General features: G+C 43.2%; 13 protein-coding genes, 1 pseudogene and 1 riboswitch. Of the genes and pseudogenes, 13 read left to right on the top strand and 1 reads right to left on the bottom strand.

Annotated features, from left to right (window positions below):
* The first annotated feature begins 162 nt into the window (after positions 1–162).
* Positions 163–296: riboswitch (cobalamin riboswitch) on the top strand.
* A 782-nt stretch (positions 297–1,078) separates the two neighbouring features.
* The 10 genes and pseudogenes from DL92_RS18930 (at position 1,079) to cbiT (ending at position 12,855) form a co-directional block, all read left to right on the top strand.
* Entirely contained in the window at positions 1,079–2,218 is a 1,140-nt protein-coding gene (locus tag DL92_RS18930; RefSeq protein ID WP_420314841.1) for a sirohydrochlorin cobaltochelatase, read from the top strand.
* A 12-nt stretch (positions 2,219–2,230) separates the two neighbouring features.
* A complete protein-coding gene (locus DL92_RS18925; RefSeq protein WP_155841094.1) occupies positions 2,231–3,751 on the top strand; it encodes an ABC transporter substrate-binding protein in 1,521 nt (506 codons plus the stop codon).
* Between the two features lie 336 nt (positions 3,752–4,087).
* A complete protein-coding gene (locus DL92_RS0109870) occupies positions 4,088–4,723 on the top strand; it encodes a precorrin-8X methylmutase (protein ID WP_026667561.1) in 636 nt (211 codons plus the stop codon).
* A 121-nt stretch (positions 4,724–4,844) separates the two neighbouring features.
* Complete coding sequence (gene cbiD, locus DL92_RS18920) at positions 4,845–6,026, top strand: cobalt-precorrin-5B (C(1))-methyltransferase CbiD (protein WP_034468893.1); 1,182 nt, start codon at positions 4,845–4,847, stop codon at positions 6,024–6,026.
* Positions 6,026–6,793, top strand: coding sequence for a precorrin-4 C(11)-methyltransferase (gene cobM, locus DL92_RS0109860; protein ID WP_026667560.1), 768 nt, complete (start codon positions 6,026–6,028; stop codon positions 6,791–6,793). The genes cbiD and cobM overlap by 1 nt, the downstream gene beginning before the upstream one ends.
* Positions 6,786–7,802 (top strand): FecCD family ABC transporter permease, encoded by a 1,017-nt coding sequence (locus DL92_RS0109855; RefSeq protein WP_026667559.1) that lies wholly within the window; start codon positions 6,786–6,788, stop codon positions 7,800–7,802. Before cobM ends, DL92_RS0109855 begins: the two co-directional genes overlap by 8 nt.
* Complete coding sequence (locus DL92_RS18915) at positions 7,799–8,548, top strand: ABC transporter ATP-binding protein (RefSeq protein ID WP_051625292.1); 750 nt, start codon at positions 7,799–7,801, stop codon at positions 8,546–8,548. The genes DL92_RS0109855 and DL92_RS18915 overlap by 4 nt, the downstream gene beginning before the upstream one ends.
* Positions 8,508–9,710: pseudogene (locus tag DL92_RS21805) on the top strand (cobalt-precorrin 5A hydrolase); the annotation flags it as partial. The gene DL92_RS18915 and the pseudogene DL92_RS21805, both read left to right, overlap by 41 nt.
* Positions 9,711–9,791: 81 nt before the next feature.
* Positions 9,792–10,571, top strand: a complete 780-nt coding sequence (gene cobJ / locus DL92_RS21800; RefSeq protein WP_051594283.1) for a precorrin-3B C(17)-methyltransferase — start codon at positions 9,792–9,794, stop codon at positions 10,569–10,571.
* On the top strand, positions 10,561–12,855 hold the full coding sequence (cbiT, locus tag DL92_RS0109840; protein WP_026667558.1) for a precorrin-6Y C5,15-methyltransferase (decarboxylating) subunit CbiT: 2,295 nt from the start codon (positions 10,561–10,563) through the stop codon (positions 12,853–12,855). The genes cobJ and cbiT overlap by 11 nt, the downstream gene beginning before the upstream one ends.
* Positions 12,856–13,134: 279 nt before the next feature.
* Here the strand turns inward: cbiT and DL92_RS0109835 are convergent, their stop codons facing one another.
* Complete coding sequence (locus DL92_RS0109835; protein WP_026667557.1) at positions 13,135–13,989, bottom strand: aldo/keto reductase; 855 nt, start codon at positions 13,987–13,989, stop codon at positions 13,135–13,137.
* Between the two features lie 317 nt (positions 13,990–14,306).
* On the opposite strand from DL92_RS0109835, the gene DL92_RS0109830 reads away from it, so the two are divergent.
* The 3 genes from DL92_RS0109830 (at position 14,307) to DL92_RS18910 (ending at position 18,965) form a co-directional block, all read left to right on the top strand.
* Positions 14,307–15,701, top strand: coding sequence for a cobyrinic acid a,c-diamide synthase CobB (locus DL92_RS0109830; RefSeq protein ID WP_026667556.1), 1,395 nt, complete (start codon positions 14,307–14,309; stop codon positions 15,699–15,701).
* Positions 15,702–15,738: 37 nt separating this feature from the next.
* Positions 15,739–15,936, top strand: coding sequence for a hypothetical protein (locus DL92_RS0109825; protein WP_026667555.1), 198 nt, complete (start codon positions 15,739–15,741; stop codon positions 15,934–15,936).
* Between the two features lie 176 nt (positions 15,937–16,112).
* A complete protein-coding gene (locus tag DL92_RS18910; protein WP_051625291.1) occupies positions 16,113–18,965 on the top strand; it encodes a response regulator in 2,853 nt (950 codons plus the stop codon).
* The last annotated feature ends 23 nt before the right edge of the window (positions 18,966–18,988 follow it).

The following is an 18,988-nucleotide window of genomic DNA, read 5'->3' as shown; positions in this document are numbered from 1 at the left end:
CACCGTACGAGCGGCAAGTTTATATGCTGTACGGTGTACTTTATATCTTGCGAGGTTTTGATTATTCTTAAAGATGTGCTATTATATGTGATGAAAATTTCATAAAAAGCGGAAGGTGTCCGCAGTTCCTTTATGTATGGGGTGAGAAGATTTACTGTCATTATTTCATATTTAGGAAGAGGACTGTGGGTGAAAAGGGAAGCAGGTGTAAGTCCTGCACGAACTCGTCACCGTGATTCGAGATTTTTTTACAAGTTTCGATCAGCCGGGAGACCTGCCTGTCGCTGTACATGGGATACCCAAGCCACGAGGAACTGGTTGTACGAAGATGTGGTTTGCTGTAGAACGCAGCAAATTGGATTCTTTTGCGCATTTTTACATCGTATGAACTATCAGCTCGTGCTTCGGCACGGGCTTTTTTCTTGGGAGAATTAGTGTGGAAGTTTCACATAAAAGATTAGGATGTAAAAAGATTGTACAGTAGTTGCAAAGGCAAGGATGTAAAAGCTTGTACATCTTGCCGTGATAACTACTACATGGCGCTTTTTCACCTTTCTTCACAGGCTTTCGTAATCATATATTTTCACGGAGGACTATTATGAAAAAGAAAACACTTGCATTATTACTTGCAACAGCATTGTGTGTATCAATGTTTGCAGGATGCGGGAAAGCACAAAATGAAGCAGCTTCAGACACAGCTTCATCGGAGGTTTCAACTGAAGCGGCGGATGCGGCATCTTCAGAAGCTTCAGATGCAGAAGCAGCAGACGGAGAACTTGCAGACGGAGTCTACACAGCTTCTTTTAACACAGACAGCTCAATGTTCCATGTAAATGAAGCAAATGACGGAAAAGGAACACTTACCGTTAAAGACGGTAAGATGACAATCCACGTATCACTTGCATCAAAGGGGATTTTAAATCTGTTCTGCGGAACTGCAGAGGATGCGCAGAAGGAGGGAGCAGAGCTCCTTCAGCCAACAAATGATACAGTAACTTATGAAGATGGAACAACAGAAGAAGTTAATGGCTTCGATATTCCTGTTCCTGCAATCGATGAGGAGTTTGATGTGGCACTTATTGGAAAAAAGGAAAAATGGTACGACCATAAGGTTTCTGTTTCTGATGTTAAGCCCGAAGCTTCGGATGAAGATCAGGCAGCAGCTGATAATGTTGCAAAGCTGATCGATGCTATCTATGTTCAGGAGCGTACGGATAAGACTGATGAACAGTGCGCCGAAGCAAAGAAAGCGTGGGATGCGCTTACAGACAGTCAGAAGGAGCTTGTTGAAGGTGAAGAAGCAGATCCTGATTACTTTGGAAGAGATACAGGCGATGCATCTAAGGATGATGCCCTCAATGCCGATAAGATTGGGGATAAAGAGATTCTTGTAGTAAGTTTTGGAACTTCTTTTAACGAAAGCAGGGTTGAGGATATAAGTGGAGTAGAGAAGGCTCTTGCAGCAGCTTATCCTGATTATGCGGTAAGAAGAGCTTTCACAGCACAGATCATTATCAACCACGTTCTTGCAAGAGATAATGAAGCAATCGATAACGTTGATCAGGCGCTTGAGAGAGCAGTAAATAACGGCGTAAAAGAGCTTATTGTTCAGCCCACACACCTTATGCACGGTGCAGAGTATGACGAGCTTATGGATGCGCTTAAGAAATATGAGAGCAAATTTACTAAGGTAGCAGTGGCAGAGCCTCTTCTCGGTGAAGTTGGAAAAGATGCTTCGGTTATCAATAAGGATAAAGAAACCGTAGCAAAGGCAGTTGTTGCAGAAGCGGTTAAGACAGCAAAGTTTGACAGCATCGAAGCTGCTGATAAGGACGGCACAGCATTTGTTCTTATGGGACATGGGACATCACACACAGCAAATGTAACTTACAGCCAGATGCAGACACAGATGGATAAGCTTGGATACAAGAACGTATTCATCGGAACTGTAGAAGGTGAGCCTGAAGAAACCGAGCTTAGCAAGGTTATCGAGAAGGTTAAGGCAGCTGGATATAAGAAAGTAGTTCTTCGTCCCCTTATGGTTGTTGCAGGAGATCACGCAAACAACGATATGGCCGGAGATGATGCCGATTCCTGGAAGAGCGGATTCGAGGCATCGGGGGCATTCGAAAAGATCGATTGCCAGATCAGCGGTCTCGGAAGAATTGCAGATGTACAGAAACTCTATGTTGAGCACACAGGTGCGGTTATCAAGTAAATGAAAACCACAATGAACAGACAGAAAAATATACTGAATAATTATATAAAAGGTATTATGTTTCTTCTGTTTTTCACCATAAGTGTAATCGGATGCGGCAATATTTCAGATGGGGAATATGCCGCATCTGTTACTCTTACGGGAGGAAGCGGAAGAGCAACTGTAGAAAGCCCTTGCACTGTAACTGCCAAAAAAGGCAAACTTACGGCAAGGATTGTTTGGAGCAGTCCGAATTACGACTACATGATCGTAGACGGGCAAAGATATGATAAAGTAAATACAGATGGGAATTCTGAATTTGAGATTCCGATAGTCCTTGATAAAAAGATGGATGTTCAGGCTGATACGACAGCCATGAGTAAGCCACATCTTATTGATTACACACTTACTTTTTCTGTTTCTGATTCCAAAGATGATTCAAATATCGAAGAAGAATCTGCAAAAGAAACGAAAGTAAAGCTTAAAACAGAATCTGAACTTGAAAAACCACCTGTGATAGCAGGTCTTACATATGAATCAACCGATGATAACAACTTCGCAAAGTGCTACAGAATACACAGATATTCAGACGGCTACGCGGTTATAAGTATAGATGACGGAAGAAATTATCTTATAGTACCTGACGGAAAAGAAATCCCAAAGAGCGATGATAAGAATTTAAAAATACTACAAAAGCCGCTTGATAAGATTTATCTTGCCGCATCGGGAGCAATGTGTCAGTTTGATACGATAGGAGCTACAGAGAATATCGCCCTTTCAGGTATTGAGCGTGACGACTGGTACATAGATTCTGCCGTAAAGATGATGGATGAAGGAAAACTTAAATACGGCGGAAAGTATAGTGCACCAAACTATGAGATGATGGTGTCCGATGACATCGAACTTGCGATTGAATCGACTATGATACTTCATTCTCCTAAAGTCATTGAGAAACTTGAACAGCTCGAAATACCTGTTTTTATTGATAAATCGAGTTATGAGCAGGATCCGCTCGGAAGATGCGAGTGGATAAAGATATACGGACTTTTGACGGGAAAAGAAAAAGAGGCGGAGCAGGCTTTTGCAGAGCAGATTGTAAAAGTTACATCGCTTGATGATATTGATTTTTCGGGCAAAACAGTATCTTTTTTCTCTGTAAATTCAGAACATCTGATATTTACGAGGGGGAAAGACGACTATTTTGCAAAGATGGTAGAAAAAGCAGGCGGAGTCTACGTTGCACCGCCGCAAACCGGTAAAGAAGGTAATTCGTCATATCTTAGCGTAAGTACTGAGGCATATTATGACTATGCAAGAGATGTTGATATTCTCATATATAATGCTGCGATAGAGGATGCGCCCGCAGACCTTGACGAACTTAAGCAAAGCGATGTGATATTTAATGATATGAAAGCTGTAAAGAACGGCGATGTCTGGTATACAGACAAATCACTGTATCAGTTTGCAAATAAAACCGGTGATATAATAAGTGACCTCGGAGGGGTGCTCTCAGGTAAAAGCGATGATACGGGATTTTTTCATAAGCTTAAATAGTCATGACATCTTAAATGAAATTACAGAAATCCGCACCAGCTGCGGATTTCGTGAGAACATGAATCAGGAGTCAGCCAAGCCCTATCGACGAAGTCGATTCAAAATTGGCTTGGTTGATGCATTCTTGAACTTCATGTTCAAGAATGTATGACATATTAAATGAAATTACAGAAATCCGCACCTGCTGCGGATTTCGTGAGAATATGATTCAGGTGGCAAATAGGCCCTGCGACGAAGTCGCTTTGAATGGCCTGTTTGCAAGCATCTTGAATCTTTGATTCAAGATGTCATGACATCTTAAATGAAATTACAGCAGTATTAAAATGAGGAAAACAGATGGAAATTAAGCACATTCTTCCTTCCGATATAGAAAAAACAAGTCTTGGCATAATAAAACAAGAACTCACACAAATGGGAAAGACGCTTCCGGATGATACAGAAGCTACCGTGATAAGGGTGATTCATACCACGGCAGATTTTGAGTACGCGGATACAATGATGTTCTCGGACGGCGCGGTGGAAAAGGGGCTTGAGGCCATTAAGAATGGCGTACATATTGTGACCGATACAAATATGGCACTTTCGGGAATAAGCAAAAAAACTCTCGCAAGATTCGGAGGAGAAGTTCATTGCTTCATGGCAGATGAAGAAGTTGCCAAGGAAGCCAAAAAGCGAAATGTTACAAGAGCATATGTCAGCATGGAAAAGGCGGCAAAGCTCGGCGTTCCGATAATTTATGCGATAGGAAATGCGCCGACGGCACTTATCAAATTAAAAGAGCTTATGGATGAAGGCTACAGACCTGAGCTCATAATAGGCGTTCCGGTCGGTTTTGTAAACGTTGTTGAGGCAAAAGAACTTATAATAAATAATGACAAAGACGTTCCTTATATAGTTAACAGAGGACGTAAGGGCGGAAGCGGTGTTGCGGCGGCGATATGCAATTCGCTTTTGTATAAATTGTATCGTTGACGCTGTTTTTGTCATATGGACGAGTGTGTTGTTTTGATCATCTATAATCAGATTGTGCAGTATACGGGGGTAAATTCTGTTTATTTACAACTGTGACAGAGCATCGGAGGAAAATAGGCATATGGAACTAAGGAGCGGCTTTACGACGGGGAGCTGTGCGGCGGCTGCGGCGAAGGCTGCGCTTATGATGCTGCTGGACTCGGTTGAGGTTTCGAAGGTGGAAGTAGAGCTTGATTCAGATCACGGACCTGTCGCAGATAACAGAGTTAAGGATATTGAGTATGTGAACATAATGACTCCGAAGGGCATACCGTTCTATGCGGAGATTGTTAATGTCATTCGCGATGAGAGCGGCAAAAAAGTGACCTGCTCTGTGATAAAGGACGGAGGAGACGATCCGGATGTGACGACGGGAGCTTATATTGAAGTCAGCGTGAGAATCAAAGACACTCCCGGAATAGTTATAGACGGCGGCAAAGGCGTGGGGCGTGTGACAAAGCCCGGTCTTGATCAGCCAATAGGAGAAGCAGCGATAAATTCTGTTCCGCGGAAGATGATAGCAGAAAATCTTAATGAAGTTCTTAAGGAAAGAAATGTAGAGAATACCGGCCTTGAAGTTATAGTAAGCGTCCCCGGCGGCGAGATAATTGCTGAAAAGACCTTTAATCCAAAGCTTGGGATAGTCGGAGGAATATCAATCCTTGGGACAACCGGCATAGTTGAGCCCATGAGCGAAAAGGCCATAGTAGATACGATAAGAACCGAGGTTAAAGTAAGAAAGGCCGAAGGACGACAAGTTCTTTTGGCTGCGCCCGGTAATTACGGAATAACCTTCCTTAGTAAGAAGTGCGGGATAGATAAAGATATCGCCGTAATGACTTCAAACTTTGTCCATGACGCCGTAATGATAGCGAAGGAAGAGGGTTTTTCCGAGATGATATTTGCGGGACATATCGGAAAACTTGTTAAGGTTGCAGGCGGCATAAAAAATACCCATTCTAAGTACGGTGACCACAGGATGGAGATACTTACGGATATCGTGAGTTCTTTTGCACGGGATAAAGAATTTGAAGGGTTAAAAGAAAAGCTCTCAGAATGTGTTATGACGGATGAAGCTGTCAGGATCATAACAGAGGCGGGGCTTGCGGACAAGGTATTCCCCAAAATGGCGGAACTTATAAAAGAAAATATGGAAAAATGGGCAGAAGGAGCGCTTAAGGTTGAGGTGATAGTTTTTTCCAACGAATATACGGAACTTGTAAGCACCGAAAAAGCCCATGAATATCTGGAAAGGACGATTTAATGGTACATTTTGTAGGCGCCGGCCCCGGAGCGGTGGACCTTATAACGGTTAGGGGAAAAGAGCTTTTGGAGAAGGCGGATGTCATAATTTACGCGGGATCTCTGGTAAATCCTGAGCTTCTTAAGTATGCAAAAGACGGCTGTGAGATATATGACAGCGCAAAGCTTGACCTCGAGCAGGTTATAGAGATTGTGCAGAAGGCAGAAAAAGAGAAAAAGATGACGGTAAGGCTCCATACCGGCGATCCAAGCATTTATGGCGCAATAAGAGAGCAGATGGATGAACTTGATAAGCTTGGAGTTGACTATGATGTAACTCCCGGTGTCAGCTCTTTTTGCGGGGCGGCGGCAGCGCTTAATATGGAATATACGTTGCCCGGCATAACGCAGAGCGTGATCATCACAAGGATGGAAAAGAGAACTCCCGTGCCTGCAAAAGAATCCATAGAGGAACTTGCAAAACACGGCGCTACTATGGTTTTCTTTTTATCTGCGGGAGATACAAAAACGTTGAGCACGAGACTGATGGCGGCAGGAGTGTCGAAAGATACGCCTGCGGCTATTGTATACAAAGCAACTTGGGATGATGAGAAGAAATTTATCACTGATGTCGAAAAACTTCCTGATGTTGCGGCGGAGAACGGTATTAACAAGACGGCTCTTATAATAGTCGGAAACAGCGTTAAACAGGCGGATTATGAGAAATCAAAGCTGTATTCGCCTGATTTTACTACGGGCTTTAGAAAAGGCAGAAATATAAATGACTAAGAACGGAAATAAAAGAGTGGCAGTGGTTTTTGCGCTGCTGATTGTTCTTTTGGTCTCAGCTTTTTTTGCAAATATTATTATCGGAAATGTCAGGATAAGTCTTGATGAAGTGATGAGGATATTGTTTGCGGGCGGAGGAGACATTAAGAGCAGGAATATAATAGCAAGTATCAGGCTTCCCAGGACTGTAATGACGCTTGTTCTTGGAGGTGCTCTTGCGGTATCCGGATTTCTTTTGCAGACATATTTCGCCAATCCGATCGCGGGCCCGTACATTCTGGGGATTTCGTCGGGAGCAAAGATGGCGGTTGCGATGAGCCTGATATTCATAACATCGGGAACGGGTTATACATCGAATCTGATGCTTGTGATGACTGCTTTTGTCGGAGCGATGGCGGCTACGGGATTTATCATTCTTATCTCAAAGAGAGTGAGAAACATGGCGGCGCTTCTTGCGGCGGGAATAATGATAGGCTACATATGCAGCGCTGTGACGGATTTTCTTGTCACTTTTGCGGAAGATTCGGATATTGTCAATCTTCACAGCTGGTCGCAGGGAAGCTTTTCGGGAGCATCGATGAGTGCGGCTTGGTTTTCTGCGGTGATTGTGGCAATTGTTCTTGTGGCGGTCATGCTTATGAGCAAAGTGCTTGATGCGTTCAGACTTGGAGAAGTTTACGCTGCGAGCGTTGGAATAAATGTGAAGCTGTGCAGAGTGCTCCTTATCGTGCTTTCAAGTGTTCTGTCGGCGTGTGTTACGGCATTTGTGGGGCCAGTTTCGTTTATCGGAATTGCTGTGCCTTTCCTTATGAGAGAGGTTCTGAAGTCGTCGAAGCCGATAATTCTGATTCCGGCGTCTTTCCTGTCGGGAGCGGTTTTTTGCATGATAAGCGACCTTCTTGCAAGGATGCTTTTTGCTCCTACTGAGATCAATATTTCTGCGGTGACTTCACTTTTTGGGGCGCCGATAGTTATTTTCATGATAATAAAAAGAGGTAAGACAAGGTGAAAATAGAGGATTTATCTGCGGGATATCGCGGAAAGGCGGTTGTTCCGGGAGTTAATCTTGAAATAAAAAAAGGAGAGATAATCTCCTTCATAGGACCGAACGGTGCGGGGAAGTCCACTCTTTTAAAGACTCTTTACAGGGATCTTTCGCCTGTTGCGGGAGCGGTATTTGTTGACGGCGGTGATGTATCTAAGATGCCGCTTAAAGAGCTTGCAAAGAAACTGTCCATAGTTACGACGGACAGGATAAAGCCCGAGCATATGACTTGCAGAGAGGTTGTGATGGCGGGGCGCCTTCCTTATACGGACGGATTTGGAGTTCTTGGAAAAGAGGACAGGCAGGCTGCGGAAGATGCGATAGCTCTTATGAAAATCGAGGGCTTTGCGGACAAGCAGTTTAATAACTTAAGCGACGGGCAGAAGCAGCGGACGCTTATTGCAAGGGCAATAGCGCAGTCTCCCGAGTATCTTGTAATGGATGAACCCACATCCTATCTGGACATCAGGTACAGGATGGAACTAATGGAAGTTCTGGAAGGTCTTGCGAAAAAAGGTGTGACGATAGTTATGTCGATTCACGAGCTTGAGCTTGCTGTTTCTGTTTCTGACAGGCTTCTTCTTGTATATGATGATGGAAAGACGCTGTGCAAGACACCTTTAGAAGTCATGGAAGACGGGCTTATCAAGGATTTGTTTTCACTTACGGATGAAATGTATGAAAAGATTTATGGAAAAGGCAGAATATAAGAATTATAAGATCATAAGTTTCACTTCAAGGGGAAAAGAGCTTGCGGAAAGAGTGCTTTTCCTTGTTTCGGGTGGAGAGTTTGAACGAGGCTGTGATGACAGTGGACTTGGCAAAGGAGAACGATATAAGAAAAGTTTTGGCAGAGAAAATGCTGTCGTGAAAGGCATAGATGAGGGCTTTACATTAGATGGCTTTGTTAAAGAAAACTTTCATCAGGGAAATGTTCTCATATTCATAGGTGCTGCCGGAATCGCGGTAAGGGCGATAGCGTCTTATATTGAAGATAAAACGAAGGATCCTGCGGTCATTGTTATAGATGAAGCGGGAAAGAATGTGATACCTCTTTTGTCCGGACATATCGGAGGCGGTGTGAGAGATGCAAAGCGGATTGCGGAGCTTCTTGGTGCGAATCTGGTTGTTACTACGGCGTCTGACGTTTCCGGAGAATTTGCGGTTGATGTTTTTGCTTCCGAGAACGGATTTGTGATTTCCGATATGAAGAAGGCGAAGGAGTTTACGGCAAGGCTTCTTGAGGAGAAAGAGGCTGTGTATGAGGTGGATAAAGAGCTTGCGGGGATGCCTTCTTATGATGTTGATGCGGGATATGCGAATGTAGTCAGGCGATTGGCAGCTGGAGAGAGTTGTGGCAGTGAGGTTAAATGCACTGATATCAAAGTAGATGCAGATTGTAAATGCGCTGAAAATATAGCGGGTAAGAATGCTGTTAAAGAGAGCAATATTGAAAGAGACAAAGCATGTTTTACAATTTCTTTTCGCAAGGATAAGTCTGAGAGCGGAGTGCTAAACCTGATTCCTAGGTGTATTGTAATCGGCGTCGGCTGCAAGAAGGGGACGCCTTATGAGAAGCTGCTGGCTTTTGTTGAGGATAAGCTTTCGGAGCACAACATAGATAAGAGGGCGGTAAGTGTGCTTGCTTCCGCGGATATTAAGAAAGAGGAAGAAGGTCTTATAGGTCTGTCAAAAGAACTTGGAGCAGAGTTTAAGTTTTTTTCTTCGGATGTCCTGATGGCGCAGGAAGGGGAGTTTACGGCTTCTGAGTTTGTAAAGAGTATAACGGGGACGGATAATGTCTGCGAGAGAGCGGTCGTTGCCTGTGGTTGCAAGAAGATTCTTGTTAAGAAAGAACGCTTTGACGGGATGACTTTTGCGGCAGGTGTGATGGGAAATGGCAATGTAACGTCTCAGGGCACGGAGTGTGACGGAAGTGCAGAGAGTGTTGATATGGATTTTGCATGCGTTGGCGGAGAGACTGTAAGTGATAGAAGTTGTGGAAAAGTCTCGGTTGTCGGAATAGGACCCGGAAATTATGAGAATATGACGGTTAAGGCGGCAGAGACGCTTAAGGCGTGCGATGTAATCGCAGGATATACTGTGTACTGCGATCTTGTCAGACCTTTTTTTCCTGATAAAGAATATATCTCAACGCCAATGATGGGTGAGGAAAAGAGAGTCAGACTTGCTTACGAGAAGGCGGCGGAAGGATTTAAGGTAGCGCTTGTATGTAGCGGAGATGCAGGAGTTTACGGAATGGCCGGGCTTTGCTATGAAGAGGCGGTTAATTTCGATAACGTTGATACGGAAGTTGTTCCGGGCGTTACGGCGGCAATCAGCGGAGCGGCACTTCTTGGGGCCCCGCTTATACATGATTTTTGCCTGATAAGTATGAGCGACAGGCTTACGCCGATGGAACTGATCGAGAAGAGGCTTCGTGCTGCGGCTTTGGCGGATATGGTGATTGTGATCTACAATCCTCAGAGTAAGGGTAGGAAAGGGTATCTTGCCCATGCCTGCGAGATTCTGATGGAGAATCTGCCACCCGAGCGGGTTTGCGGAATTGCAGGAAACATCGGAAGAGACGGCGAATATTGTAAGGTTATGACTTTGGGTGAATTAAAAGGTGCTGAGGTGGATATGTTCTCGACGATTTTTATCGGGAATTCTTCAACAAGGGATATTGCCGAGCACATGGTTACTTTAAGAGGATACAGAAGTGAGAGATGAGGTTCTTATTTTCGGAGGAACAACTGAAGGAAGAGAGCTTGCGGCTGCGCTTTCTGCGGCGGGCGTACAGCACTTGGTGAGTGTTGCGACTGATTATGGCAAGGAAATTGAGGATTCTTTTGGAGAGAAAAATGTCATTGTCGGAAGAAAGAACGCGGATGAAATGGCGGAACTTATGGCTACCGAGGGCTTTACGGTGTGCGTTGATGCTACGCATCCTTTTGCTACGCTTGTTTCGGCTGAGATTAAGAAGGCATGTGAAAAGACCGGAGTCGAGTATTTGAGGCTCCTTAGAGATACAGGAGCGAAGATTGAGCTTATGACTGCTTCCAACGAATGTGGTTTTGATAAAGAAATTGAGAGTAATTGTCGAAAGCGCATGATGTTATGGAATGCGGATGTGGTTAATGAGAGTATTCAGATTGTGACTTGTGATTCGGTCATGAGTGCGGCAAAGGAACTTGAAAAGATAAGCGGCAACATTCTTCTTTTAACGGGAAGTAAAGATCTTAAGACAATCATGGCTGAGATTTCCGATAAAACAAGAGTGTACGCAAGAGTCCTTCCGAATATCGAGAGTATCACGAAGTGCGAAGAAGCGGGGCTTCGAGGAAAGCAGATAATCGCTATGCAGGGGCCTTTTTCCAAAGATATGAATGTTGTACTTATAAATGAGATTTGCGCTTCTGTGATTCTTACGAAGGAGAGCGGCGCTACGGGCGGGCTTGATGAGAAGCTTCTTGCGGCGAGAGAGTGCGGGATTAAGGTTGTTATGATAAAGAGTCCCGAGAGCAGACTTGATGGCTCCGGATGCGATGTGGGTGCATCTGTAAAAGGGTACAGTCTGCCGGAAGTGTTGGAAAAACTTGGAGTTGACAAGAAGCGTGTTAAATCCGGCGAAATCGTCAAAGAGAGTAACAGCTTAAACGAAGTTAAGGATAATATAGGAAAGAGCATCATACTTGCGGGGATCGGTCCCGGTGATGCGAGATATTATACAAGAGAACTGGAAGATGCACTTGAGAATGCGGATGTGATTTTCGGAGCGAAGAGCATCCTTGAAAGAGTTGATAAGAACAGGATTAAAGCTGAATTTGTTCCTCTTTATATGGGAAAAGATATTCTTGAGTTTTTGAATGAATATCCTAACTACAAGAAGCCGCTGGCTCTTTTCTCGGGAGATATATGCCTTTGCAGCGGAGCCAAGAATGCGGCGAAGGTTTTTGAAGGCGCAGGATATGGAGTTCATAAGATATCAGGGATTTCTTCGGTGGCTCTTTTTGCAAACAGATTGGGACTTGGGCTGGAAGACTGCAGTATAGTGAGCGCGCATGGAAGAGAGTGCAATGTTGCGGGATATATTGCGGAGGCTAAGAGACTTATCATTCTTCCTTCAAGCTGTGCGCATGCGGGCGATATTGCGAGAACTGCGTTTGCGGTAGCGAAAATAAATGATTATGGCAGGAACGATAGCGTAAAAGTTGAAGGTTTCGGCGAATGCGGAGATCTTAAAATTGTGATCGGATATGAACTGGGAACAGCTCTGGAGCGGATTTTAGAAGTATCGGAAAATGAGCTTGGAGATAATCTTTTTTCACGTGAAGAGAAAGGAAAATGCCTTTTGTATATAGAGAATGAGCGCGCGGGCGAAATGCCGGTAATAAGAGGAATATCTGACGATGAGTTTGTCAGAGGCAAGACTCCGATGACCAAAGAGGAGATAAGAGCTATATCCATCAGAAAACTGGGACTTTCCGCTGATTCCGTGCTCTATGATATCGGCGCGGGGACAGGTTCCGTATCTGTCGAAGCAGCTCTTTTGCACCCTGATATCAAAGTCTGTGCGATAGAGCGAAACGATGAGGCGGTTGAACTTATCAAGAAAAATAAGGAGAAGTTCTGTACGGATAACATTACTGTGATAAAGGGCGAAGCTTCAGAGGTGCTTGAAAAAATGGCAGAGAATACCTGTATTTCAGCTTTTACATATGAATGTTCCGGCAGTGTGGTTGAAGGAGAGCTGCTTGTCCCTACACATGCGTTCATCGGCGGAAGCAGCGGAAATATGCGGGTTATCATTGAGATTCTGAAGAAGATGAATGAGAATATTCGAATTGTGATAAACTGTGTCACACTCGAGACACTTACGGAAGTTCTTACCGTTATTAAAGAGGGAGAATTTGCAGAGCCTGACATTGTTCAAGTCAGCGCAAGCAGATATAGGAAAGTTGGCGAATATCACATGGCCGATGCAATCAACCCGGTGTATATAGTGACAATATAATCAAGATAATGTGTTATAAGAGATAAAGAAAAATATATATTTGCAAATGGCTCGATAGAGATGACGATGGCAATGAGCCTGAGGTATAAGCCGCCTTGCACGAAATGGCATAGAAAAAGCTAGGAGTTGCAGCTCCTAGCTTTTTTGTGTTAGCTTGTTAAGATAAATTATCTCGTTTCTTTGCCTAATTCTATTATAACAAAGAATTCTTAATAGTCAAATCATAGGATGGTTAAGAAGTAGGATAGTTGCGGCATCTTGCACTGGATTCCGCGTTAATCACGCCTGATCCGGTGAGTGGCCGGAATTGCCGTAAGGCTCGATTTCGTCGATCATCTCCATGTCGTCTTCCGAAAGTTCGAAGTCAAACAGCTCAGAGTTGGAGCGGATTCTTTCGGGATTGACGGACTTGGGGAGCGGAACGACATTGTGCTGCATTTCCCAACGAAGGATGATCTGGGCAACGGTGCGGTCGTATTTTTCCGCAAGGTCCTTAAGAAGCGGATGTTCAAGGGATTTGCCTCTTCCGAGCGGACTCCAGGCCTCTACGAGGATGCCGTGTTCCTGACAGAAATCTACTGTATCTTTCTGGAGGAAACCGGGATTTATCTCAATCTGGTCGACTGCGGGGATGATGTCAAATTCCATGAGCGCCTTGAGGTGATGAGTAAGGAAGTTTGAAACGCCGATTGCTTTTACTCTTCCTGACTTGTATATCTCTATCATCGCCTTCCAGGTTTCGCGGTTTGTGTTCTCCCAGTCATCGTCAAATGCATATGATGCGGGCCAGTGAATGAGATAGAGGTCGAGATAATCAAGACCGATCTCGCTCATAGTCTTTTCAAAAGCAGCAAGAGTCTTTTCATAGCCAAGTTCTGACTTCCAGACTTTGCTGGTAACAAAGATGCCGTCTCTTTTTGCGGCACCTGTTGCGATAAAGTCGTTTATTGCCTGTCCGACCTGCTTTTCATTCTCGTAAAAAGCGGCTGTATCGATGTGACGGTAGCCAATCTCAAGTGCGGATTTTACAGAGTTATAAGCTTCTGCGGGATCTTTTATCTTGTATGTGCCAAAGGCAAGACAAGGTATAGATGTTCCGTTATTTAGCCTGATCCTGTCAGTGAGTGTATTCATTGAATGTACCTCTCTTTTTTATGCCGATATCATCGGTATTGTCGTAAGATTCATACTCACACCATAGTAACATATAATTTGAATCAGGTATGTAGTTTCGGATAAAAAGTATTTCTGAATTATATATCATAGAACTCATGCTTTTTATATCATGATCGCAAATTAGTGATAATTAACAAATATCTGATTTATTGACCGTTTTGTTGTGTATTAATGAACAGAGTTAAAAAATAATTTAAAAAACGCTTACAAAAGCAAGGATATGTTGTATTATAGAATTAAGAGAAAATGCTTTACAATTACAACAAGGGGTAACTATGACTAATAATTTTCCTAGAGTAATGATCTGCGGAACCGGAAGCGGCAGTGGCAAGACTATAGTGACTTGTGCGCTTCTTAGGATTCTCAAAAGAAGAGGCTATAATCCCGCTGTATTCAAATGCGGACCCGATTATATCGATCCGATTTTTCACAAAACAGTTTTAGATGTTCCTTCACGAAATCTTGATATTTTCATGGCAGGAAAAGACGGTATTCGTCGTACACTCGACAGAGGCAGTGAGGGGAAAGATTTTGGCGTTATAGAAGGTGTAATGGGCTTTTATGACGGGATAAGTATGTCCGGAACAGACGGTTCCAGCTATGATATAAGCAAAGAAACGGAGACACCTGCCATACTTGTTGTAAATGCAAAAGGCATGAGCATGTCGATAATTCCCGTAGTACAGGGATTCTTCGATTATGTCGGAAGAATTAACAATCCAATTAAGGGAATTATATTGAATAATATCTCTCCGATGGTCGCAAAAGATATATCATCGCGCATTGAGGAAGAGGTGCATATTCCGGTTGTCGGATATATTCCTTTTATAAAAGAAGCCGGTATAGACAGCAGGCACCTTGGACTTGTGCTTCCCGATGAGATTCCTGATATTTTGGAAAAAATTGATGCGGTAGCCGATAAGCTTGAGGAGACTCTTGATTTCGAAAAGCTTCTTGATATTGCAGAGAAAGCAGAGAGTTTCAGGACTTTGCAAAACAGTTTTGCACTTCCGCTTTGCGCAGAGCCTGCAGAGGGCGGACCTTTGAAGGTTGCGATCGCAAAGGATGAAGCATTTTGCTTCTATTATGAAGATAACTTTGATCTCATGAGAGATATGGGAATAGAGCTGGAGTTCTTTTCACCGCTTCATGATGAAAGACTTCCTGAGGCAGACGGTTATATCTTCGGAGGAGGCTATCCGGAACTCCACGCAAAAGAGCTGTCCGAGAACACTTCGATGCTTGAGGATATTAAAAATGCGGCAGACAATAATGTTCCTATTATTGCGGAGTGCGGCGGATTTATGTATCTTCAGGAAGAACTTGAGGACAAGGATGGCAACACCTATAAGATGGTTGGCGCAATCCCCGGTAAGGCTTTCATGACGGGGAAACTAACGAGATTTGGCTATGTGACTATAGCTGCCGCAAAAGAAAATACATATTTAAAGCCGTTTGAATGTATAAACGGTCATGAGTTCCACTATTACGACACAACAGACAACGGAGATACCTGCGTGATCACAAAGGGTACGCAGAACCGCTCTTGGGAAGGAATTCAGATAAAAGGAAATCTTTTTGCAGGATTCCCGCATCTTTACTATCCTTCATGCAACGCATTTATCGAGAGATTCGCAGCAAATATGCTGGTTGGACGATCGCGGATCTGATACAGACAATCCGTATTGAGAGGAAAAGTGTGACAAAATGAATATACATCTTTGTAAAAATGATGAGACCCTTGAGCAGGCGCTAGATTACATCAACGAGCACGACTCCGAGGGAAGAAAATATACATTTGATATTGAAAAAGACAGGTGCTACGTCGGTGATGAGGCCTTTGTATCCGCACCCGTCCTCATAAATCATAAAAACAATTATTGGGCACTGCACATTGTGGAGTGATTTCAGAATTAATTTAGGAAGAGAGTTGCAAGATAAGCAACTCTTTTTTGATGGAATTATCTATTTTAGTATGTCTTTCGACTATAAGTATATGATAAAATATATACGTATTAACGTATGTGAATCATACATGAATGAGAAGTACTTGCACGCAACAGTAGTTTACAGGTGATCTTATGAGAAGAAGTAAGTATTTTGTTTTTTCCACCAAAAGAAACCGGGTAGATCTGACGCTTGTACTTGTAGCATCTGTCCTCACTCTGATCTTCGCTGATTTATTGAGAAGCGTAGAGCCTGATTCTGTATTGAGGACTGTTAAGTATATTCCGATAATGATTGTTACGGCGTTTTGTGGCATCATTCCCGGGATGCTGAGTCTGGTTCTTATTTTTTTCTTTGGTTCTTTTTTGCAAGGATCAATCATGTATCATGCTTTTGCATATCTGCTGATCGCTTGTGCCGTTAATGTTCTTACAAGAATCGGTTTTTTCAAAAATTTTTTTAAAGTAATACTTTCTTCTATGATCTTACAGTTTATCCTGGGTGACCTGTGGGGCTTTTGTAAGCTCGTGCTTAATGGTGCCGGTTTGGCAGGTTTTGATCCGGGCAGGCTTATTCCGCTGTTCTTAAGAGAAGCACCGGGATGTCTGTTTACATGTTTTTTCATATATTTTGTTTTTAAAAAATTGCCGGATGATATCAAATTGATGTTTGGAAGCGGAATGTACTATGTGGACACCACAAGACTTGATGAAGATGACAGATACATGGTCGAAGGCAAGTCCAGGATCGGAAATGTCGTAATGAGGGTAATTGTCTTTGAGGCAATTTTACTTGGGATTATAGCGGAAATCGCATCGAGAGAGCTGTATGCGGATATGACGTTTCGGGGCGGAATTGAGATGGCGATGCTTATATCGATCATAATTACGCCGATGGCTATTTTTGTCAACAACTATGCACAGTATAGGATTGCCGAGCCCATAAGGATTTTGTCGAATGCCGTGACCGATATTTACAATTCGCAGGAAACGGACATAAATGCCAGTGTGGAGGAGGTTCACAGACTTAGGATAGATACCAACGATGAGATAGAAGACCTGTATCATGCTATAGATCTTACTTTTTACAGATTTATGGAATACATTGAACTTGTAAAGAGCAGGCAGCTTATAGAAGACCAGCTCAGGGTGGAAAAGAGCTCGAACGAAGCCAAGTCGAGATTTCTTTCCAATATGTCACATGAGATCAGAACGCCTATAAATGCTGTTCTTGGCTTTGATGAAATGATACTCAGAGAATGTAAGGATGAGGATATCTTAAGCTATGCGATGGATATTCAGAGCTCGGGAAAAACTCTTTTGGCTCTTATCAACGATATTCTTGATTTCTCCAAGATAGAAGCGGGAAAGATGGAGATCATCCCCGGTGAGTATGAGCTTGGATCGATGATAAACGACCTCATAAATATGATAGATGCTAAGATCTATGAAAAAGGACTTGAGTTTATCACGAACATTTCCGATGATATACCGCATGTTCTGTACGGCGACGAGACAAGGATAAAGCAGTGTATCATGAATCTGCTTACGAATGCGGTGAAATACACGGATGTCGGTTCCGTTGCCATGGAGATCTATAAGAAAGATTACGATTCTCTGGCTTACGATGATATGTTTGATGAAAAGATTATCCTGGGAGTCCGCATAACCGATACCGGAATCGGAATAAAGGATGAGGACATCGATAAGCTCACACTTGCTTTTGAGAGAGTGGATGAAAAGAGAAACAAAACCATTGAGGGAACGGGGCTTGGAATCAGCATTGTTACAAATCTTTTGGGACTCATGGGGTCAAAGCTTAACGTAAAGAGTGAATACGGAAAGGGCTCCGAGTTTTCTTTTGAAATAGTACAGACTGTTGTGGACAGGGAGCCGCTTGGCGAATTTGCCAAGGATTACAGGCAGAGCAAAGTAAACAAGAAAGAGTACAAGGAAAGCTTTCATGCGCCCAAGGCAAAGATTCTTGTTGTTGATGATATAAGCACAAATCTTGCGGTGATACAAGGTCTTTTGAAAAAGACGCTTATTACTGTGGATACGGCGCTTAGTGGAAGGAAAGCTCTTGAACTTGTGACTGAAAATAACTATGATATCATTTTCCTCGATCACAGGATGCCTGAGCTGGACGGCATCCAGACGCTTCATATGATGAAGGGAATGGCAAATAATCTAAATAAGAAGACGCCTGTTGTGGCGCTTACGGCAAATGCGGTTTCGGGATCCAGAGAGATGTACTTTAGGGAAGGCTTTACCAATTACCTCTCAAAGCCTGTTTCGCCGCCAAAGCTTGAAGAGATGATACTTAGTTATCTTCCTTCGTATAAAGTTTCCATACCGGGAGACGATGATTTTGTTGAGGCAGAAAAGGGAGATGCGAAAAAAGAAGACGAGACAGCGCTTAAACTTATGAAGGTACAGGGTATTGATGTTAAGAGTGCCATAGAGCGTTGCGGATCTTCAAAAGTTGTGGTTGATGTCATGCAGGACTTCTGGCTTTCCATCAAGGAGAGAGCAGATCTTATAGAAAAGTATGCAAAAGATGATATTAAGAATTATATGATCTATGTGCATGGGCTTAAGAGCTCCGCAAAGGCAATAGGCGCATTGGAACTTTCAGAAATGGCGGGGCATCTTGAAAAGTGTGCGGAAGAGAAGAATAAGTCGGAAATTGAGGAGAAGACACCGGAACTTCTTGAGCTTTACAGAAGTTATATCAACAAATTGTCTGTTGTTGTGGGCGAAGAAAATGAAGGAGATTCGGATAAGCCTGTAATACCTGAATCGGAGCTTACAGATGCTTTTTCGGCGATAAAAGAATTTGTATCGGGATCGTATTTTGACAGCGCGGATGACATTATGAACATGCTTGGTGAATATAAGATTCCCGATGAATATGTTGAAAAATATGAAAAGGTAAAAAGACTTATGGCAGCAGTTGACAGAGACGGACTGTTGAATATATTGTAGTAATAGCGCAAAGCGGAAGGACA

Origin of the sequence: Butyrivibrio sp. AE2005 (assembly GCF_000686965.1) — a bacterium.
Classification (GTDB): Bacteria; Bacillota; Clostridia; order Lachnospirales; family Lachnospiraceae; genus Butyrivibrio; species Butyrivibrio hungatei_A.
The sequence above is the reverse complement of the archived record's forward strand: the minus strand, read 5'-3'. Positions and strand labels throughout refer to the sequence as shown.